This is a genomic window from Paenibacillus sp. ICGEB2008 (assembly GCF_000307675.1).
GTDB classification, from domain to species: Bacteria; Bacillota; Bacilli; order Paenibacillales; family Paenibacillaceae; genus Paenibacillus; species Paenibacillus polymyxa.
In genome coordinates this window covers 337244-357671 of sequence record NZ_AMQU01000026.1, presented here as the reverse complement: position 1 = coordinate 357671, position 20428 = coordinate 337244, and the positions used below count along the sequence as shown (strand labels likewise).

Sequence of the window (20428 nt, the reverse complement as noted above, 5' to 3'; positions counted from 1 at the left end):
GAGGAGATATGCGATGAGCGAGCAAAGGGATGAATCAATCAACAATCAAGCGATAAGCAGGGAAGTAGACACATACACGGGCAGCAAGACGACAGCACATATTATTTCGCATACCCACTGGGATCGGGAGTGGTATTTGCCTTATGAGAAGCACCATATGCGCCTGATTAGCCTGATGGATTCTCTGCTGGATAAGCTGGAGCAGGACCCGGATTATAAAAACTTTTATCTGGACGGGCAGACGATCATTCTGGAGGATTATCTACAGGTTCGGCCCGAGCATAAGGAACGTTTGGAGCAGCTTATTCGCAATGGTCGTATTTTTATCGGGCCCTGGTACATTTTGCAAGATGCTTTTCTGACCAGCGGCGAAGCAAATGTACGCAATATGCAGATTGGGCACCGCGATTGTGAGCGTTACGGCAGTCCGTCCAAGATCGGATACTTCCCCGATACGTTTGGTCTGGTTGGGCAGACTCCGCAGTTCATGCAACAGTCGGGGATAACGAATGTTTTCTTCGGAAGGGGCGTAAAGCCGACAGGGTTTAACAATACGGTGTCGGATAGAGGCTACGAGTCTTCCTTTTCGGAACTGTTATGGACGGGGCCAGACGGATCAGAGGTACTCGGTATTTTATTCGCCAACTGGTATTCCAACGGCAATGAGGTTCCTATAGATGAGGCGGAAGCCAAAATGTATTGGAAGCGTAAACTGGATGATGCGCAAAAATATGCTTCAACTGGCGAGCTGCTGTTCATGAACGGTTGCGATCATCAGCCTTTACAGTTTGATTTACCGGAAGCAATCCGTACGGCACAGAAGCTTTATCCGGATATCGAGTTTGTTCATTCCAATTTCAACGATTATCTGACTTCTCTGAAACAGACTTCCCAAAGGCAACTCTCGTCAGTGAAGGGAGAGTTTCGCAGTCAGCGCGCGGACGGCTGGGGAACGCTGGTGAATACGGCTTCTGCCCGGGTGTATTTGAAACAGATGAACCAGTTGGGACAAGTGATGCTGGAAAAAGTGGCAGAGCCGCTTGCGACCTTTGCCCATCTGCTGGGGCAGGCTTATCCTCATCATTTGTTCACCTATGCCTGGAAAACACTGATGCAGAACCATCCGCATGACAGTATTTGCGGTTGTAGTGTGGACGAGGTGCACCGTGAGATGGTGACCCGGTTCGATAAGAGCCGTCATGTAGCCGAGAGCATTGTGGATGAAAGCATTGAGGTCATTGCGCAAGCCGTGGATACGACGGACTTCAATCGCTTTGGAGCAGATGCGTTACCACTCGTGATTTTTAATACGTCAGGCTGGGAACGCAGTGGTGTAGTGTCGGCAGAACTAGAAGTGGTGCGTCTGTACTTCCGCGAAGGATACACGCTTGAAGAGGCTGCTCATCGAGCGAAAACAGTGGATCTTTCCGGGCGCATACTGGTGGACAGTGAAGGGAGACCGGTGGCATGCAAGATGGAGGACCTCGGGCTACAGTTCGGTTATGATTTGCCGGATGACCGATTCCGCCAGCCTTACATGTCTCGTCGGGTTCGCCTTACCTTTGAGGTTGAACGTGTGCCCCTGCTAGGCTTAAAAACCTATGCTTGGCTGAGAAGTAGTGTCGATACGGACTCCTCTTCCCTTTTTCATGGCAGTCGCAGTATGGAAAATGATTTACTTCACGTCGAAATTGCGGATAACGGCTCTTTTACCCTGACAGATAAGCGTACAGGCCGCAGCTACAAAGACCTTGGCGTATATGAAAATGTGGGTGATATCGGCAACGAGTATATGTTCAGACAGCCCGAGGGAGAGCAGGCACTGACTACCAAAGATTTGATTGCTGACATTCGTGTGCTTGAAGATACACCTTTTCTGGCATCCATCGAGATTATCCATCATTGGGAAATCCCGGCCTCTGCGGATGAAACGCTGGAGCAGGAGCAGCGAGAACTAGTTTATTATCCGTACCGCAAGGCTCAGCGCTCCTGGCAGACCGTTCCGCTGACGATACGGACCGTCATTTCTTTATCTAGGGACAGCAGAGGGGTTTCCATGGAAACCACCTTTAACAACCAGGGCAAGGATCACCGTCTTCGTGCTCTGTTTCCGACAGATATAGAAACCGGTGAGCATCGGGTGGACTCGATGTTTGAAATTGCAATCCGGGACAATGAACCTGCACCTGAGTGGGAAAACCCAAGCAACACACAGCATCAGCAGGCGTTTGTGGATGTAAGCGGGGAACAGGCGGGTCTAACCGTAGCCAATCTCGGGTTGAATGAATATGAAATCATGCGTGATGGTCGTAACACGATTGCAATAACGCTGCTTCGCTCAGTTGGCGAGCTGGGGGATTGGGGATGGTTCCCGACGCCGGAAGCGCAGTGCCCAGGTGAGCGCACCGCTCGTCTGGAAATCATTCCACATGATGGCGACGGTATTCAGTCCGGCGCGTATACAGAAGCCTATCAATACCAAATTCCTTGGATTGTAAAACAAACGGGGATTCATGCGGGTACAGTTGCTTCAGATTATGCGCCGTTTGATTGGCAAAGCACGGAGCTTGCCTTTTCCTCTATGAAAATGAATGAGCTGTCGGGGGATGTGCTGTTACGCTGGTACAATATGAGCAATAGTATAGCCGAATTAATTATCAAGCCCGGGCCGCAGCAGTACGATTTCTATAAAAGTAATATCCTCGAAGAACCAGGAGAAGACATCGTAATGGATTACTCTAATGAGTTACTTCAGTCTGTAAAGCCGCATGAAATTATTACACTAGGTTTTAAAATGAAGACTTAACAATAAAGAGAAGAAGGCCATAGCAAATTAACAAGCCCCGATGGAATAGCTTATCATCGGGGCTTGTTATCGTTTGCTAAAAGTAAATAGTAGCTAGGTTTACGGATTCAATCCGCGTTGCTTTTTTGACACAAGGCTCTCCTGACATGCTATTCATTTGCATTCATCATCTCAAGTAACACTTGATATACCATCGGTAAGGTGGTAAAACCGTCACTTTGCAAAAAGTGCCCCCCATGATCTACTTCGTGAAAATCAGCCTGCATATCTTCCGCTAGTTTCTTGCTAAGTGCAAAGGGGACAATCGTATCGTCCTTTGAAGCTATAGCTGCACGTGCCTTTAGTGAATCCATAATTTGCTGATCATCCAAATGGTCAATTGTAAACTCATCTAATGATGGTAGGCTTGGCACTGGGTCAGTAAAACCGGAAACGAACACGGCGCCCCCCAGCGGTTCCGAGATATTTACTTGCTGCAGGTACCTTAATATGGATACACATCCCAAGCTATGACCAATAAAATAGGTGTCTTTATGTAGAACTTTAATATTTTGCAATAGATACTCAATCCACTCATTAAGCTTGGGCGCTTGCGAGTTGGGCATTTCTAGTATATCTACCGAAACCCCGTCTTCTTGCAATTTGTCTTGTAACCAAGGAAACCAATGATCTGCTGGCGAAGCGGTGTATCCATGGATTATATATACTTGCTTTGGATTTTGTATGTTTGTCACAATACGTTCTCTCCCATCATCCAGTGTTTAGAACTTAATTTGCATATGTGCCTCACTTCATGCAGGCATTCCCCTCTAGTTTACCAAACTCCCCATGCTTATAAGTACTAAAATTGTGGATTTACGTAGCAAGTCCATGTATAAATTTGCCTGTTATAATATTCATTATTTTTGCAGTACTGTAATTTGACTTATAAATTTAAGCGCTTTCTACCGATATATATAGCATCACGTTTTGTAATCTACTTCATATTGTTGTTTGGAGGGCAGCATCAAGGGGGATCGGAGTACTCGTGAAAGTTGAGAGCAGCGTGAACTATTATCCATAGACGAGCTGGAGGGGTTTGGATGAGTAACAAGCTATCGGACAGGACGAAAAAAGGAAAAGGGCTTAGAGATTTAAAGGTCACAACAACGATGATCTCCATGATTGTGATCAGCTTGGTGGGTTTGCTCATTGTATCGTTGGTAGGGGTTATCGGTATGTATCAAGCTAAAGAGGGTCAAGGTATTTTGTATGTGGATCGCTTTCAACACCAAACCAATATTCTTGAAGTCAAAAGTGATTTCTACAATATGCGGGCCAATTATACAAAAATACTCGACAATAAAGAGTATACAGATAAACAATATAAGCAGGTACAGAAAGGAAAGGATAGTGTTACAACCGGGCTAAATGAATTTTCACAAAGGACATTGGATGCAAAGGAACAGAAATTGTATGAGGAACTAAGAGGCAGTATAGACACGTATTTTCAGGATATTGAACAGATCATGGCCGTCAAAAAAAATACTGGAACCTATGACACAGAAGAGAGAGGTCGGATTAATAAATCTAGTACGGCCATAGTTACGATGCTGACTACCATTTCAGATTATAACAATGAGCAATCCGCCAACCTATATCAAAATACGCAAAATGAGATAAAAATGCGCACAATTGTGTTGATCACGGTTCTGGCTCTCGTACTGGCTGTTCTGATCACAATCTCCTTTGTGGCCATTCAAAACATTCGTTCTCGGATGAGCACCATTACGAAATACTGTGAAGAAATTACCCAAGGCAATTTAACGGCAGCCCTTGATCCTGCCTTGCTCAAAGGAAATAATGAGATCGCTGTCATTGCTCGTGCTATTCAGCAAATGACAGATTCAACCTCAATGGTCATTACGGGCGTGATCAATGAGTCGCGCCAAATTAACCAGCTTAGCGATCAGACGAATCTGAATATGACAGATCTCAATGAACGGATTCGCGATGTATCCGCCACGGTCGAACAGCTGTCAGCAGCTATGGAGGAGACTTCAGCATACACCGAAAATATGAATCATTCTGCGGATGAAATGCAGCGGGCAGCAGAGTACATCTCAGTCAAAACTCAAGAAAGAGCTCAGTCTGCCTATGATACAAGTGTAAAGGCCGAAACGTTGAAGCAAGCGGCTAGTCAATCCAATAAAGCGGCCAAGGAAATTTACCAGAAGGCTAATGCAAAGATGACAGAAGCATTAGAACGAGCCAAGGCAGTAGATCAAATTCGTATACTTTCTCAGTCTATCTTGGAAATTACGGCACAAACCAATTTGCTGGCCCTAAATGCATCTATTGAAGCGGCTCGTGCCGGTGAGTCAGGTCGAGGGTTTGCGGTTGTAGCTAATGAGATTCGTAAGTTGGCAGACGGCTCCAAACACGCGGTAGACCAAATTCAGAGTGTTACTCAAGAGGTTGTGCAGTCTGTAGAAAATCTGACTACCAATGCCGAAGAATTACTGCACTTCCTGCAAACCCAGGTGGGCAAGGATTATCAGCTGCTTGAGGACACAGCGGGACAATATTACACTGATGCTGTTGAGCATACGAACACAGTCAATGATTTGAACGCTACCTCTAAGCAGGTAAATGAAACCATCCAAACCATGGTGAGAGCGATCCATGAGATTGCAACCGCCAGCGAGCAGTCTGCTATATCTACTCAGCACATTGCAGAGAATATGGTTTCATCAACGGAGAAATCTCTTGATGTGGCACAACAATCTGATCAGGTGAAGGAAAGCGCTGCTCGACTGAATGGACTGGTCGAAGGTTTTAAAATTTAACGAGGACCATACGGTGATGGGTATTTAAATGAAGGACGAAGAAAAACAGTTGGGAGCCGTAAGAAGGCTCCCTTTTTGAGCAGACTCTACTAGATTGCTTTCGTCATCCAGTCAGGAGTCCAAATCTCGTAACTCTTCCTGTTCAGCCATTTGCATCAGCTTATAAATCTGCCGGGTTGTGTTCACATTCCGCACCGTCATTTGCTGATACAGCTTGGTGCCAACTAATTTCGTTAATCCGCTTTTGGTGACTTGCTCCTTGCTGACAGAAAACAAAATCGCCCCGGGCGTATACATGACGTGCCCAATTCCCGGTTTCAAAGGAAGCTTGTCCAGAACGGTAATATCGTTAATTTCATCCCACAGAAACATTACGTCACTTTTCATCTGTGTATCATTAGCCCATTCATCCGGCAGTGCCTCCATAATGCTCTGAATCTCCTTCATATTACGGACGATGACACGGATGGGTAAGCTAAAATCCTCCAGAATCGCCTGTTCCAGTACGAGCGATAGCTCCTGGTTGGACCGCTCCTGACTGGAAAATATGATATTTCCAGAATTGATGTAAGTCGTCACATGCCCCATACCTGCATGTTCAAACGTTTGCTTGAGCTTCTTCATCTCGATCTTGTTGTTGCCGCCGACATTGATGCCCCGCAGTAATGCGATATAGATCATAAAAAGCCCCACCTCTCTTTAACCAATAGGATTTCTAACAAAAGGATAGGTAATTCAGCAAATACGTGGTTTGGTTTTCGCCCAACAAATGATGCAGCAATGGTTTTACGTGCTCGATATATGCTGCTTTGGTTTCGTATGTATCTTCATCTATCAATTCTCCCTTAAAGGTACAGGCACCTTCAATCAGGATGGAAAGAGCCGTAAAGAAGTTAGCTAAAGAGTCAGCAACCTGCTGCGCTGCCCCACCTTCAATTGCAGCGTATACAGGCGAACCGGGTGCGCTAGTATCGACAATGACTGGATCGTCATTAAACGTGGCAATTACAACATGATGGGATGGCCATGAAGATGACTCATGAACAAGCTCATCAGACGTAATAAAGCGATAACCCAACTGTTGGCGATATAAATGTTCTGGTGCGACAAAAAAGAGAACTGCGGCATCCCCAACTTCAACTGCCGCGTTTTTCAATTTGTGTGTTCCCGCTGCCTTGGCATCGATCATTTCATAGTGGCTATACATGTACGCAAGCTCAGGAGATAGAGGAATCCGACTGTCCCAGCAATCTGTTATACTCTCTGAACGGGGCTGGATATCGTGGTCTTGGAACAGCCCGTAGGTTTCATTATACAAGTTTTGCTGGTGTACAAACCGGGTAAGCGCTTCGTTTAACTGTTTCATAGGTGTGTATTCCTTTCTAGTCGTAGGCTATGACCTGCGACATCACGTTTTACTTTTAGCATTAAGATATCATAATATAGAAATGAAGAACATATGTTTCTGTAATTATGCTACCTTGCCAGTCGATCCTGATTAATTTTACAATATAGGAGTTCGAAGATAAGGTGCAAGGAGGAGAGAAATGTCTTTTTCTGAAATATACGATTACAAATTAAGAGCCTACTTTAATGAGCGCATTTCTGATTTAAGTCATGAATATCTATTTTATTCCTATCCTGATCAAGAGCAAAATTTAAGAATATTAACTCTGAATATAAATGAGCAGGATCATATTTCTTTAGTGCGATGGCATGATTTATTTGACAGGTCGCTATTTACCAAAATGGATCATCCCATTCTAAGCGTAACGGATGCTGAACGTCTGATTCGATTGCTCGCGCTTATTTTTAACATGTTTGATATACATAAAGATGTTGCTTATTGCAGAAAAAACTTATGTTGTGTTTATTATCAATATCAAGTTTCACATCTAGCAGAGAGAGGGAATGAATTCTCACTTACTCAGGATAGGCTATTTTTTCTTCACCTTCTCTTATTTGAATTGGGTTTAGGAGATGACATTTATGATCGTCTAACGATTGAAAATAATAAGATACTGTACAGTATGGAAGACGGACAGCAGTATGATTTGCACATTCTAATTGATATTTTGCATGAGCATATTAACAAAAATAAGATGGATATGGATACCCGAGCAACGCTGGGAAAAATAAAAATTTTGCAAGGCCAGTTGGTCAACTTCATCTTGGGCAGTCATGATGTATATGATTTTCCGTATGATGATTTCAACAAGTCGTTTGCAGAAGCAACGAGGTTTATACAAGCCTATAACTCTAATAAAAATAGGTTATTAGAAGTGCTGATCGACTGTATCAATGAACATCAATCTCCAACAGAGCAGTTCATCTCCAATATGATCATGATGAATTACTCCTATTTTATTCTCAAAAGTAATCCTAGCGAAATTACATATTTTAAATGTTTCTGCAAGAAAAAACCGGGTGTTTTTATGAAAGTATTGTCTGCATTGCTTGAACTCAGATTTTTTATCGATAAATCCAGCTTCACAAATACGGGTATAAATTATTATTTATCCAGATTAAAAGGGGTTAAATGATGCCATTTCATCACGTTTCTTTACCCGATTTACCACAGACGATCGGACGTCTTACAGCCATTTATCCACTAAAGGGTGGCTCTCAGGGAAGCATAACCTTGCTGGCATTGAACACACAAGCAGAACTGTGGAGGCTAGAGCTTTGCTCTGGTAATGCCGAATTGTGTACACGTATTTGTATTCCTGATTTTAATCCCCTGCAACCTGTCCAAATGGTGACCAGCCCTGACGGCAAGTACGTAGCCATATCCAATCGTTTTGGCCGGCATGCGGCAGTGTATGATTTAGTCCATGCTCAAGAAAAAATGCAATTATCGCGGGACGAATACCACTATGATAAAAGTATGTTTCCCCTGGCATTTGTACATCAAGACGGTGCATGTATTCTTGTTCATGGAACGGAATGGAACCGGCTGGATTTGACAGATGTAGAAACAGGGCTGCCTTTGACAGCAAGACCTACCCCGGTTTATAACAGCGAAAGCAAAGATGAGCATTATCTAGATTATTTTCATGGAAGGCTGCTGGCTTCTCCAGAGGGAAAGTGGATTGCGGATACGGGATGGGTATGGGCTCCCTTAGGAGTGGTCCGAACTTGGTCATTATCCGATTGGCTACTGAACCCATGGGAATCGGAAAACGGTCCGTCAGTTCGCCATCTTTGGCAAACCATAGATTGGGATGGGCCAATATGCTGGACAGGACCTGATACATTGGCGGTATGGGGACAGATGGATGCCGATTTACTGGAGGAGGAAGATTGGGGAGAGGAGGGAGTGGAACCGGCGGTTGTCCTATTCGATATGACTCAGCCTGGGTATCGACGAGTGCTTCCTGCGATCCCGCCACTAAACTGTAAGCCTGAAGAAGACGGGATTTATCCATATCCCCAAGCGGATATGACCGTTTGCGGCGACCGATTATTCTTATGGGGAAAAGAAGTCCCGCTTCAGGTATGGCGGCTTTCAAGCGGTGTGCGCGAATATATAGATACGGAGCGATTTCCGCTCATTTACCATCAAGAGGCAGGAATTTTCATTGAATTAAATCCAGATAGCGGTTGTACAGCCTTGAGCTACGACGAATAAATGGCGTACCGGATATTCTTCCTTCCTAGTGATATGGAAATATATGCATTAGCTATAACAATTACAAAGGAGTGTACATCAAAATGGCACTTAACAAGGAGCGTTTTTATGGATGTCTCGCTGGACTGGCCGTAGGTGATGCTTTGGGAACCACAGTAGAATTTAGCAGTCCAGGCACATTCGAACCTGTAACGGATATTGTAGGCGGTGGTGTATTTGGGCTGAAGGCAGGGCAGTGGACGGACGATACGTCTATGGCGTTATGTTTGGCGCAGAGTATGGTACAAAAGGATAGCTTTGATCCAGCGGACCAGATGCGTCGCTACACCAATTGGTACCACCTGGGATATATGAGCAGCACGGGAACGTGCTTTGATATCGGTGGTGCGACGAGAACAGCACTGCATCGCTTCGAAGCCACTGGAGATCCGTATAGCGGGTCCGTTGACCCCATGACTGCCGGTAATGGCTCGATTATGAGGCTTGCACCTGTCGCCATGGCCTATGCGAACCGCCCGGAAGAGGCCGTGATGTACGCTGAGCTGAGCTCGCGCACCACCCATGGAGCAGTCGAAAGTGTGGAGGCCTGTGCCGCGCTTGCTTCAATTCTTGTGGCAGGTCTGCGGGGAGCGGACAAAGAATCCATGTTATCACCCGATGTCTGCTATAAGTGGCGGCGGAAGGACCAGTCAGCTTATTCGGCAGCCATTGAAGAAATCATTCAGGGATCTTACAAGCATAAGGAGCCGCCTGAAATCCAAGGAAGCGGTTATGTTATTCGTTCCCTTGAGGCTGCGCTGTGGGCATTTCACCATTCGGCTTCATTTGAAGAGGGGGCACTGCTGGCGGTAAATCTGGGGGATGACGCAGATACGACCGGAGCAGTGTACGGCCAGATTGCAGGGGCTTATTATGGGTTAAGCAGTATCCCGAGTCACTGGCGCGAGAAGCTGGCGATGAAAGAGACGATTGATGAGCTGACTGAGGATTTATGGCAGAAGGCCGACAAGGGCCAGACACTCTAAGGGGAACATCTATAAAGATCAAGCTGGGTTGCTTTTCTTATGAAGCAGAACCCAGCTTTTTTTGTTCGCTATATTTTGCCGATGACTCATCTCTTGGGATTACTACCCATATCGCCATACTTCCACCCTCCTCAGTTACTTGTCGTTATGCCAAAATGAAATCCAATACAAATAAAACTTCACTTTACTGATCTCTCAGAGGAGGAACTACATTGTCACATCTAGATAAACAGCTTCATTCATTTGTCGATATTTCCAATAATATAGAAGGGTTTGAGATCGTTTCGACCCAATTTGGTCCTGATGGACGCGTGTATATTTTGCTCATTGATAAAGTCCCAGAACGAGTGCGGGGGATGTTCACGCCTGCCTCTCTTAAAGAGAGACGTACTTACAAGATACTCATTATGGACGATCACATTGAAGAAGTGTATGTGGAGGGGCAGCAGTTTAACTATCATTATGTACAGCCTCTACAAAATTATTTGTTACTCGTCGGAGCGCGTTGTCATTATTATGGAACCGGCCAATACGATCTAAATGGTAAAGTTATTGATTATGAAGGTCGTACCGTGAATGAACTGCTGCTTGGAGACGGTATCCAGAGTGTTCAGGTTACAAAAGAAGGTACGATCTGGACCAGTTATTTTGATGAAGGTATATTCGGGAATTATGGTTGGAATGAGCCTGTGGGGTCCTCCGGCCTTGTCGCCTGGAATAAAGAGGGGCATAAAATATATGAAAACCAAGCGGCAGACATTCATGATTGCTATGCTTTGAACGTGGTTAGCGAACAGGAAATCTGGTTTTATTACTATTCAGACTTTTCATTAGGGCATATTTCCGGTAGCGACCGTACGAATATTACGTTTATGAATCCGAGAATTTCCGGCTGCTCCGGGGTGGCTACAGATGGGTACCACTTTTTGTTCGACGGCGGGTATGGCAAGAATGGACAATATGTCTTGAAAAGGAATGTGAAGCCAGGCAACTTGAGCAAAGGACAACACATTCGCTTTTTAAATGACGATCAAGAGCTCCTTCAGCCGCACGAACAGGATTTCAGAAAAGACCGCCTGCTGCTCCGTGAAGGTTCTCTGCTGTATCAGGTGGCTGTTGAAGAGATAGCATAAAAACCCACGTCAGACGTGGGTTTTTCCTTAACACCAAAAATACTTATTCATACGTTTTGACAAGCTCATTCAGGGAGGTAATGGTGCTGCCTTCCCCAATAGCACCGAATTTCCATTCCCCTCCATAGCGGTATACTTCACCTACACGGATGCTACACATCCCTTTATAGTCCTCTGTCAAATTGTATCGGAGAATCTCTTCATCTTGCGACGCATCCAATACTCGAATATAAGCATTGTTCACCATACTGAAATCCTTACGTCTACCAAAGCTGAAAAAACGGAATATATTCACAATAAATACGACTCTATGCACTTCAGGTGGTAGTTGTTGAAGGGATACAGTAATGACTTCATCATCACCGGCACCATGTCCTGTCAAGTTGTCACCACTATGTACGACGGCCCCGCAAGGGCTATTTTTGTTTCCGAAATATACTAGATTTTTCGTCTGAGTCAGCTTGCCGTTCTCATTAAGAAGCAGCGCTGACGCATCAATATCCATGCTTCTACCCCTCATAGGGTCCCATCCAAGCCCTACTTTCAGCACGGATAAGTGTGGATTATTTTTGGTCAGGTCTATCTTTTGGCCTTTAACTAGACTAATACTCAACGTTATGCCTCCCTATCATTATTTTTGCTTTACTCTGAAATTGTAGCATATATATAGAAGGATATAATCTATTCGTAACTTCACAGAATTTTTTCCGTATAAAGATAAAAACATGATCCAAATTCGTTCCCTTAGGGATAAATGCAACCATGTTTAAACAAAATGAGAAGTTGAGGTAATGCATCATATGAATGAAAAATTTCGAGCCGATACAGGATACCAGCTGGCTGAGCAGAAGGCACTTCAGTATTTTGCATCACTCTATAATCAGGTCAAGGATAAGACTTATGTGACTTCTCTTACAGAAGATATCCATATATGGAAAAGGAATCATATCCGTCCTTCTTCATGGTTATCCTTCATTTCGCGGAATAAGAGAAAGCCGGATACTCGGGATTATGACAGATACATTCAATGGCTGAGTTACACAGGCAAATTGGATGATTATCTGAAGCGAAGTGTCTCTTATATTTACATGAGGGATCTAGGCAAGGCTCTAGATTCTGCGAACACACAGACCCGGATTCAGCGCATTATTGCTGACGTGAAAAGATATTTGCTTCAACCCACCCGTGCTAATAGAAGAAATCAACCGGAGTTTATGAATATAGCCGGGGTGTATCGGTGGTCTCAAAAGGAAGGGATCGAAGCCACTGTAATCTGGCTAATCAACAAGCTTAACTCTGTATCTTCTCATATTCCTGAGGAAATGGATGCAGAGCACGCTCAGCGCAAACTGATTAAAATCATCATTGGGGTTATTCTGCATGTGATGGAAGAAATGGACGAAGCCGTGCCACCTGTTGAGCGTTCGCGCAGACTGGATGAAGCGATTAGGCTTGGGTACTCCTATGGGCTGACCTACCCTTTTATTGATGATCTTCTCGATTCTCAGCTGTTGACCGTTCAAGAGAAAGAACAATACTCCCATATGATACGTACCGCGCTTCTTACCGGATCTGTGCCAGAGCTGGGCGACTGGACTGGCGAGCATATGAAGTTCATTCGCTATATCCATTCGGAGCTCTCGGATGCTTTTGAGTATATTAAGGCACATCAGCGGCCAGACACACAGCAAACCTTTTTCGAGCAGTCCTACGTTTTCTTTCATTCTCAAGATATCGACCGGGATAAGAATCTAGCGCGAGCTCATTACACCAATGAAGAGCTTTATATACCCGTTATTTTAAAATCTGCTTCTTCCCGCTTGATTGTCCGTTCCGTGATTAGTGCTCCTGAGGATGAAGGGTTCGAGCAACGAACTTTCTATTATGGTATCTATAACCAGCTTGCTGATGATTTTGCGGATATGGCTGATGATATGAGAGATGGTGGGGTAACACCCTATACCTATTATTTAAAATATCATCATCAAAGATCGGATTTGATCAATCCCTTCGAACTATACTGGGCGGTCATTTCTAATTTGATCCATAACGTGTATCATTCCGATGCCACGGCTCGTGAGGTGATACTGGACCGTGCAATAAATGGACTCAAACGTTATAAAGAACGAGTAGGTGCAGAAAAGTACAATGAAATAATGGAGATTTTTGCATCTGGAAATCCTGAATTTAATCGTCTCATTCAGAAGATGGTAGGCAAAGCAGAGGATGTAGATTTCTTCGATAAGCTGCTTCGGGACCAGATGATTACCCATCTGAAAAACGATTCGAGGGAAAAGGAAGACTTTATGAATACGGTCAAAACAGTCCGTGATCAGATTAACAACCAATTGAAAATTACCAAACCTCCTGGGATCGAGGTCATGAAAGAACAGCTTATTGATGCTGCCAATTATAGTCTTGAGGGGGATGGGAAAAGGATACGACCTATTTTGACTTGGGTCATGGGCGTAAATGAATATGGATTAGACGCATCGGCAATCGTACCTCTTCTGCGATCATTGGAATATATGCATACAGCCTCCCTGATTTTTGATGATTTGCCTTCCCAGGATAACGCCTCTACCCGTAGAGGGCGTCAGACATTACATCAGGTGCACAATAGTGCTACTGCGGAATTAACCGGTCTATATCTGATCCAAAAGGCCATCGGGGAACAAGCATCGCTGAGCCAGTTCAATGCTGAGACTGTGCTTGCCTTGATCCAATACTCGGCCCGTAAGGCAGAGGATATGTGTATGGGTCAGGCGATGGATCTGGATTCCAAAGGAAAGAGTTTGACCTTGGAGCAGCTGAATATGATGTGCTTTTACAAAACAGGAGTGGCGTTTGAGGCTTGTCTTGTTATGCCAGCCATGCTTGCACAGGCCGAGGAGTCGGAGATTGCCGCTTTGCAGAAATTCGCCTATCATATGGGGATTGCTTTTCAGATCAAAGATGATTTGCTTGATGTGGAAGGAGATACGCTCTTACTTGGAAAACCTGTGGGTCAGGATTCGGATAACAATAATTCGAATTTTGTGTCCATCCTTGGTTACGAAGGTGCCAGTAAAGAGATGTGGGAGCACTACTGCCTTGCCATGGAAGCATTAAAAGAGGTGCCCCGCAATATCGCTTTTCTGAAGCATCTAATGAATTATATTGTGAACCGGGATCGTTAAAAAGAATTGTGCCCCAGATATGTCTGAATAAACAAGCAAAGATGTGAATATCTGGTGACTTCAGTACCGTATTTTGTCCGTTACGGTGCGTTCTCCCTTATAATGATTTAAAACGGACAAGGAGATGAACTCCAGATGAAAAAAGGAATCTTGGTCGCATCAGGATTGGTTGTTGCGGCATTGGGGACATACCTGATTGCAGGAAATATGCAGAAAGAAGGAGCGGACAAGCTCGGGACAACAGATATCAAGCAATTGGTGCATGATATCAGCGCAGGCAAGGCAACAGCTCAGTCCGCTTCCATTAATTCCCGTCAGTTAATTGTTAATGGAGACAACACCCAACCCATAACTTATGATTTGCCTGACAACGAGTTTTTTGTTTCGATTGCGCCATATGTAGAAGAGACCCACCCTTGTGCAACTCATAGTCTAACTGGTTGCCAAGGCGAAATAAAAAATGGGGCGTTCAATGTGACCGTTCACGACTCCGAAGGGAATATCATCATGGAGAATGCTGCCATGAAATCACAACCCAATGGTTTTATTGATCTATGGCTGCCAAGAGATAAAACCTACCGCATTAGTGTGAACCATGAAGGTAAAACGGCCCAAACGGAATTCTCTACATATGAGAAAAACGATACATGTATCACAACGATGCAGTTGGGTTAACGATAGAGAATAAAGAGGTTGAGCTTACTTGATTGCTCGTACACTTTAAGTCCGCATAACCCTGCGTGTTTATAACTTTTAGTAAAGAGCCTACGTCTGACGGAGGCTCTTTGTGCTGCTCTAATCTTTTGCTAGAGTTACCGAACAGGTTGGGAAGAAATCTATGAGGAATCAGATAGCAAAACTTTAAATTGTGTATACTAAAAACCTATTCAAACAGCTGCAAACTTCCGACATATTATCTAAGAGCTTTTCGCTCAATATTCCTCGGGGAGATGGCAGCATGTCACAAAATATGAAGAAGCGCGTATTCAGATCATCCAGCATCGCCAACACGTTGGCCATGGTCTTGTTAGTTATTATCGTTGTCGTCTTTGCAACCTTGGGGACGTTCATGTATGCAAGCACGCAAAGCATGCTTGTCAAGCAGCAAGAGGCCATGCTCCAGACCAAGACGCAGGCCACTGTCAGTCAATTTGACGCGTTATTTAAGGAAAAGGGCTCGCTAGTCAAGCAAATGTCAACCAACACTTTATTTAGACAATATATAGAAACCACCGAATCAGCAGAGATGGTGAAAACTTCCCCACATGCTGAGGCAACCCAAGCGACTCTGGCAGCGATTGTCAAGGAAGAGCCATCTTTTGCCGACGCATGGATTGCAGGAATACATGGTAAAGGCTTCTTTCTTCAGAATGATGGTGCTGCTTCCAAGCCGGATTTCGATATCCATTCGCGTCCGTACTTCAAGCCAGCTGTTGAAGCAGACGGTTTGTACTACTCAGAACCCTATAAGGACGTCAATACAGGGAATGTGGTCATGGGCATTTTCTATCCGATCAAAGATAGCAGCAACCAATTAATCGGCTTTGCAGCTGTGGATATTGCCTTCAAAGACATCCCTGCCGTTATGCAAAGCTATTCGCTTGGAAGCACAGGCTATTCGATTCTTGCATCCAAAACAGGTGATATTTTGTATCACCCTGATCAAAATAAAGTGCTGAAAGAAAAGATTACCGAAAGCACAGGTGATCTTGGCGAGATCGGTAAGAAAATGATTGCTGGCGAGTCTGGAGTACAGCTCATTAATGATAATGGCGAGCGTCGTTACATTGGGTATGCAACCAGTAAAGATACGGGATGGTCCGTAGGCTTAACCATTTCTGAACAAGAGGCGCTCTCAGAATTAAGAACCTTTACCTGGATTACGATTGGCGGTTTTGCCGCAGCCACCATTCTGCTCGTGGTAATCTGTTATATAACGCTCCGTTATCTATTAAGAGCAATCCCGAAATTGCTTGCCAAAATCAAACTGATTGAAAATGGAGATTTGACCGTTCCGTTTGATACGAATTCCCATAACGAAATCGGGCAAATTTCTCAAGGGGTTCACAATATGGTTCAAAAAATTCAAGGTATGCTCCAAATGGTGGGCGGCTCAGCTCAAGTCTTGAATCAGTCTTCTCATGATTTGCAATCCATTTCTTCCAGAACCGCAATCACGATGAACGATACTGCGACAGCAATTAATGAAATTGCCAATGCGACAAACTACCAATCCATCGAGACGGATAACATTTTACAAAAAACCGGAGCATTATCCGGCCAAATTGACGAAATTGCCAATGATGCCAAAACCATCGAAACGATGGTGCAAACCTCTGCCGAACAAAGCGGACAAGGGCTTACAGTAGTAGATCAGCTATCCAAATGGGCGGAAGAAAATCATAATTCCACACAAGCGATGTCGGCTATTATCCAGGATATCGACCTGAGTCGTCATGAGATTTCAGGCATTGTGGATACGGTCAACCAAATTGCAACGCAGACCAACCTGTTAGCGCTCAATGCTTCTATTGAAGCTGCACGTGCAGGAGAACAGGGCAAAGGGTTTGCTGTGGTTGCCGGGGAGGTTCGCAAGCTGGCTGAGCAGACGGCGCTGGCCACACAGGAAATCTACAAGAAGGTCCGTGTCATCGAAGAAAAAACCAGCGTATCGGTTGAGCATACCGTTCACGGTCTGAAAATTGCAGAAGAAAATGCGAGATCAGTAGAGGACACGAAGCAAGTGTTCTTTAGTATTAACAAGGATTTGGAAGATTTGAAATTGCGAATGATCCAGATCAGCACCAACACCTCCAAAGTCCACAAGCACAAAGATGAGATTTTACAAGCGCTGGAGATCATCTCTTCCACCACCGAAGAGAATTCCGCTTCAACCGAAGAGGTTAGCGCCAGCACGCAGGAACAATTGGAGAGCTTCGAACAGGTTGCTGAACTATCCAAACAATTAAACCAATTGTCCACTAAGCTGCAAGACGAATTAAAGCAGTTTAAGGTGGAGTAACAAGTCTACTAGGCATGATTTTGACTTATATACAGCAAGGCCCGCGATCAGCGCGGGCTTTTTAGCTTCAACAGCTGTTGAGGGGTAGAGGGCATGGTAGTTAGTGCGGGATAGAGATAGACCATACGTATAAAATGAAATATTAGCGGGGTGAAGACATGAATTGCTTTGAAAAAAATATGGTGTCCGTCTGGTACGGTCACTTTGCCTCTGAAGATGAGTTGTTTGAATATGTTGAGATCAAATACCCGGAAGATGAGAATGAGGATGTTTTTAGCGGTTTTTTGAATGATCATGAAATAGATGATTTTGACGAAGATTTTGCTGAAGGAGTCTTTCTGATGGATGGGGCAGATGATGGTATAAAAGATGTTTCCTATGTTGATTCTTTTTTATCTCCACTATTACATGATTTGAGTAAAATAGATGGTAAATATAATTCGTTGTTCTTTATATATGATTGTAATACAAGCAGTTTGCCTGAAAAAAATGGTGAGAAACTACGCTTTTTAGTCGCATATCCTTATGCAAGAGATTAACGTTACACTATTCCGCTGTCTTCGGAGTCTCATTCTAAGTAATTATGATAATGAAAATTGAACTTAAAGAATCAATAATTTGATCCGAAAGAATCAGGGCCATAAGGTGAATTTCCACCTTAAGGCCCTTTTTTTATGCGGAAATAGATTTCCAATTTTTTGAACGGCTGATATACTAAGGAGACAAGCGAGATGAAGATTACCTACTTTATCGGAATGAAGCAGGAAGGTTCGGCAAACGCTGCTTTCCGAAGCGGCTTTTGCGGTGGTCGAGAAGTATATAGGGGTGGAGCAGCCAGAAGACTGGCTGTTTCCAGGGCAGAGGGAAGGCCGCCACCTGACGGAACGTTCAGCGCAGAAAGTATTTGAAAAGACACTGGCTTGAAGGGGGCATTCACAAACAGGTAAGTATCCATTCGCTAAGGCATTCTTTTGCGACCCATGTGCTGGAGAATGGGATTGATCTTCGCTATATTCAGGAACTGCTAGGGCATCAGAGTGTGCGAACGACGGAGCGGTATACACATGTGAGCAGACGGGACATTGGGCGGATTCAAAGTCCATTGGATCGGATGAGCGGGCAGGAGGATTGAAACGCAGAAAGTGCCGGAATAAGGAGAAAAGTGCAGGATTCACGAAGTTCGTGAATATGGCGAAGAGAGCATTCTTTCGGAAGTTCGTAAATAATACGTTATACGAAATCATCTTACATAAGAGGAGACCAAATATGAATTCTAATGATTTTTCATGGAAAGAAGTCTATTCATACTGGAAGCACTTTATTGAAGAGTATAGCTATAGATCTATTGACGAACTAAGTTTTAAAAAAAATTAAAATACAACCACAGTTAAATCCTAATCTTAATATTGGAACTGAAATAATAGATTGGTGGCCAACCAATGAAGTTGAATATAGAACAAAGAAACTAAATGATCGAGGCATTTTAGGTGCTGATTGGGATACAGTAGTCGGTTTTAATCGAACAGCTGAAATGTTATGGAACAACAAAGAAAGTAATGAGCAGCAAGCCCTGATTTGGATTGCTGCCGGACTGAATGAAATATTATCTCATCTTCCAGAAGAATGGAGAGGTGATCCATATAGATTTATCTATGAAACCAAATTGAATATCATGAAAGAATTTAAAAATAGAGATATGTGGTCGTGGCATGGATCAACCAGAAATTTTTTGCCTGTTACCGTTAATAAATTTATGGAATTATACTCTAAACCAATGGAGATATATAACTTAATGAATATCATAGCCATTGATAATGTCTTTTCAAGAAATGCATGGACATTAGTTTGTGTTTCTCGAGAAGAAGATGACTCCGTATAACATAATATTCACGCATCGGGCATACGCCCTCGGTCCGGCTGAGGGATTTCAGAGAAGCAGAGGCAGCCGGACACACCTGGCACGTCAGGTGTCGTGAATACAAGAACGTTATAAGAAATGCCAGCAAGATAAAAGAAAAGGAAGGATAGAGCATGAAGACCATAAACATCTCTTATATTGCTTTAGTAGTCTCACTAGCCGGTCTGTTAGTTTCTTTTATTAATGTTAACAGACAGAGGAAAGCTGCATATAAGAATGAAACAGAAAAATTCAAAAGAGATTTAAGATTAAAAGCTAATGATGAATTTATCGAATTGCTTTTTCAATTTCTCGAGAATACAAAAGAAAATCGAACACTTAGTATTCCATTTGATGACAGATACCTAAATAGTGATATAAAAACAAGAATAAGAGAATTTGATGAGAGGTTTTGGGAGATCGCAAAAACTTGGGTCAAATGTCACAGTGCACTAGAGACCTTTTATTTAAAACGTATTGTTGTAATAAAACAGTATAGTGATATGTACACAAAAATTAGACAATCAGGAATTGAACTTGATCAGGCTCTGTGGGATTTGAAAAATGATTACATTGGAACAGGAGACATAAAACTTATAAGAGATAAAGTAAACACATACCAATTAAGGGCTGAAGAATTTATAAGTCTTTTAGAGGAAAGTATACAAAAGTTGCAAGAGGATTTTTTAGGGCATTTATTTGAATAGGATGTATCGGAGAAGGCTAACACATCTTATAACAATACATTCCTACATCGTCACGGTCGCTCCTTGATCGCCGAGAGGTATTTCGGGAAGTTAATTCAGGCGATACATTCAACCAGCTAAGTATGATGACCCGTTCCCTCTGGTCTCTTAAGCTGCTTGAACGTCAGGAATGCGGGAACGCTAGCTGAAATATCTGAGAG

Annotated in this window: 18 protein-coding genes; 14 read left to right on the top strand and 4 right to left on the bottom strand. The window is 43.6% G+C overall.

Annotated elements, in window-relative coordinates; genetic code table 11:
* Positions 1-13: 13 nt before the first annotated feature.
* Positions 14-2806 (top strand): alpha-mannosidase, encoded by a 2793-nt coding sequence (locus C400_RS0122475; RefSeq protein ID WP_017428293.1) that lies wholly within the window; start codon positions 14-16, stop codon positions 2804-2806.
* 149 nt (positions 2807-2955) lie between these two features.
* Here C400_RS0122475 and C400_RS0122470 read toward each other — a convergent pair whose 3' ends face one another.
* Entirely contained in the window at positions 2956-3540 is a 585-nt protein-coding gene (locus C400_RS0122470) for an RBBP9/YdeN family alpha/beta hydrolase (protein WP_017428292.1), read from the bottom strand.
* Between the two features lie 348 nt (positions 3541-3888).
* Between C400_RS0122470 and C400_RS0122465 the strand changes: the two genes are divergently transcribed.
* A complete protein-coding gene (locus tag C400_RS0122465; protein ID WP_017428291.1) occupies positions 3889-5634 on the top strand; it encodes a methyl-accepting chemotaxis protein in 1746 nt (581 codons plus the stop codon).
* Positions 5635-5745: 111 nt separating this feature from the next.
* Here C400_RS0122465 and C400_RS0122460 read toward each other — a convergent pair whose 3' ends face one another.
* Together C400_RS0122460 and C400_RS0122455 are read right to left on the bottom strand one after the other, a co-directional pair.
* Positions 5746-6315 (bottom strand): DUF1697 domain-containing protein, encoded by a 570-nt coding sequence (locus C400_RS0122460; RefSeq protein WP_017428290.1) that lies wholly within the window; start codon positions 6313-6315, stop codon positions 5746-5748.
* A gap of 34 nt (positions 6316-6349) precedes the next feature.
* Positions 6350-7000, bottom strand: a complete 651-nt coding sequence (locus C400_RS0122455) for a hypothetical protein (protein WP_017428289.1) — start codon at positions 6998-7000, stop codon at positions 6350-6352.
* A 181-nt stretch (positions 7001-7181) separates the two neighbouring features.
* Between C400_RS0122455 and C400_RS0122450 the strand changes: the two genes are divergently transcribed.
* The 4 genes from C400_RS0122450 (at position 7182) to C400_RS0122430 (ending at position 11423) form a co-directional block, all read left to right on the top strand.
* Positions 7182-8177 carry a hypothetical protein gene (locus tag C400_RS0122450; protein WP_017428288.1) on the top strand — a complete coding sequence of 332 codons (996 nt, stop codon included), beginning with the start codon at positions 7182-7184 and terminating at the stop codon, positions 8175-8177.
* Positions 8177-9265 carry a hypothetical protein gene (locus C400_RS0122445; protein ID WP_017428287.1) on the top strand — a complete coding sequence of 363 codons (1089 nt, stop codon included), beginning with the start codon at positions 8177-8179 and terminating at the stop codon, positions 9263-9265. Before C400_RS0122450 ends, C400_RS0122445 begins: the two co-directional genes overlap by 1 nt.
* 83 nt (positions 9266-9348) lie before the next feature.
* Positions 9349-10290, top strand: a complete 942-nt coding sequence (locus C400_RS0122440) for an ADP-ribosylglycohydrolase family protein (RefSeq protein ID WP_017428286.1) — start codon at positions 9349-9351, stop codon at positions 10288-10290.
* A 212-nt stretch (positions 10291-10502) separates the two neighbouring features.
* Positions 10503-11423 (top strand): hypothetical protein, encoded by a 921-nt coding sequence (locus tag C400_RS0122430; RefSeq protein WP_017428285.1) that lies wholly within the window; start codon positions 10503-10505, stop codon positions 11421-11423.
* Between the two features lie 43 nt (positions 11424-11466).
* Here C400_RS0122430 and C400_RS0122425 read toward each other — a convergent pair whose 3' ends face one another.
* On the bottom strand, positions 11467-12036 hold the full coding sequence (locus C400_RS0122425) for a TerD family protein (RefSeq protein ID WP_017428284.1): 570 nt from the start codon (positions 12034-12036) through the stop codon (positions 11467-11469).
* 178 nt (positions 12037-12214) lie between these two features.
* Between C400_RS0122425 and C400_RS0122420 the strand changes: the two genes are divergently transcribed.
* From C400_RS0122420 to C400_RS0122385, 8 genes are all read left to right on the top strand, one after another.
* Positions 12215-14602: a polyprenyl synthetase family protein gene (locus tag C400_RS0122420; RefSeq protein ID WP_017428283.1), complete on the top strand. Its 2388-nt coding sequence runs from the start codon at positions 12215-12217 to the stop codon at positions 14600-14602.
* A gap of 135 nt (positions 14603-14737) precedes the next feature.
* Positions 14738-15277, top strand: coding sequence for a CueP family metal-binding protein (locus C400_RS0122415; protein ID WP_017428282.1), 540 nt, complete (start codon positions 14738-14740; stop codon positions 15275-15277).
* Between the two features lie 283 nt (positions 15278-15560).
* A complete protein-coding gene (locus C400_RS0122410; protein WP_017428281.1) occupies positions 15561-17624 on the top strand; it encodes a methyl-accepting chemotaxis protein in 2064 nt (687 codons plus the stop codon).
* 158 nt (positions 17625-17782) lie between these two features.
* Positions 17783-18163 carry an immunity 22 family protein gene (locus C400_RS0122405; protein WP_016821733.1) on the top strand — a complete coding sequence of 127 codons (381 nt, stop codon included), beginning with the start codon at positions 17783-17785 and terminating at the stop codon, positions 18161-18163.
* A 192-nt stretch (positions 18164-18355) separates the two neighbouring features.
* Complete coding sequence (locus C400_RS28185; RefSeq protein ID WP_016821732.1) at positions 18356-18532, top strand: hypothetical protein; 177 nt, start codon at positions 18356-18358, stop codon at positions 18530-18532.
* Entirely contained in the window at positions 18529-18756 is a 228-nt protein-coding gene (locus tag C400_RS0122395; RefSeq protein ID WP_016821731.1) for a tyrosine-type recombinase/integrase, read from the top strand. The genes C400_RS28185 and C400_RS0122395 overlap by 4 nt, the downstream gene beginning before the upstream one ends.
* Before the next feature lie 399 nt (positions 18757-19155).
* Complete coding sequence (locus C400_RS28180) at positions 19156-19503, top strand: hypothetical protein (RefSeq protein WP_017428279.1); 348 nt, start codon at positions 19156-19158, stop codon at positions 19501-19503.
* Positions 19504-19655: 152 nt separating this feature from the next.
* Complete coding sequence (locus C400_RS0122385; RefSeq protein WP_016821729.1) at positions 19656-20228, top strand: hypothetical protein; 573 nt, start codon at positions 19656-19658, stop codon at positions 20226-20228.
* Positions 20229-20428 lie beyond the last annotated feature (200 nt).

What these genes read in the sequence shown, in the direction of transcription:
- C400_RS0122460 (WP_017428290.1), bottom strand. Translation starts at nt 6,315, where the DNA reads ATGATCTATATCGCATTACTGCGGGGCATCAATGTCGGCGGCAACAAC.
- C400_RS0122410 (WP_017428281.1), top strand. Translation starts at nt 15,561, where the DNA reads ATGTCACAAAATATGAAGAAGCGCGTATTCAGATCATCCAGCATCGCC.
- C400_RS0122405 (WP_016821733.1), top strand. Translation starts at nt 17,783, where the DNA reads ATGAATTGCTTTGAAAAAAATATGGTGTCCGTCTGGTACGGTCACTTT.
- C400_RS0122420 (WP_017428283.1), top strand. Translation starts at nt 12,215, where the DNA reads ATGCATCATATGAATGAAAAATTTCGAGCCGATACAGGATACCAGCTG.
- C400_RS28185 (WP_016821732.1), top strand. Translation starts at nt 18,356, where the DNA reads ATGAAGATTACCTACTTTATCGGAATGAAGCAGGAAGGTTCGGCAAAC.
- C400_RS0122465 (WP_017428291.1), top strand. Translation starts at nt 3,889, where the DNA reads ATGAGTAACAAGCTATCGGACAGGACGAAAAAAGGAAAAGGGCTTAGA.
- C400_RS0122385 (WP_016821729.1), top strand. Translation starts at nt 19,656, where the DNA reads ATGAAGACCATAAACATCTCTTATATTGCTTTAGTAGTCTCACTAGCC.
- C400_RS0122475 (WP_017428293.1), top strand. Translation starts at nt 14, where the DNA reads ATGAGCGAGCAAAGGGATGAATCAATCAACAATCAAGCGATAAGCAGG.
- C400_RS0122440 (WP_017428286.1), top strand. Translation starts at nt 9,349, where the DNA reads ATGGCACTTAACAAGGAGCGTTTTTATGGATGTCTCGCTGGACTGGCC.
- C400_RS28180 (WP_017428279.1), top strand. Translation starts at nt 19,156, where the DNA reads ATGTTATGGAACAACAAAGAAAGTAATGAGCAGCAAGCCCTGATTTGG.
- C400_RS0122450 (WP_017428288.1), top strand. Translation starts at nt 7,182, where the DNA reads ATGTCTTTTTCTGAAATATACGATTACAAATTAAGAGCCTACTTTAAT.
- C400_RS0122455 (WP_017428289.1), bottom strand. Translation starts at nt 7,000, where the DNA reads ATGAAACAGTTAAACGAAGCGCTTACCCGGTTTGTACACCAGCAAAAC.
- C400_RS0122445 (WP_017428287.1), top strand. Translation starts at nt 8,177, where the DNA reads ATGCCATTTCATCACGTTTCTTTACCCGATTTACCACAGACGATCGGA.
- C400_RS0122415 (WP_017428282.1), top strand. Translation starts at nt 14,738, where the DNA reads ATGAAAAAAGGAATCTTGGTCGCATCAGGATTGGTTGTTGCGGCATTG.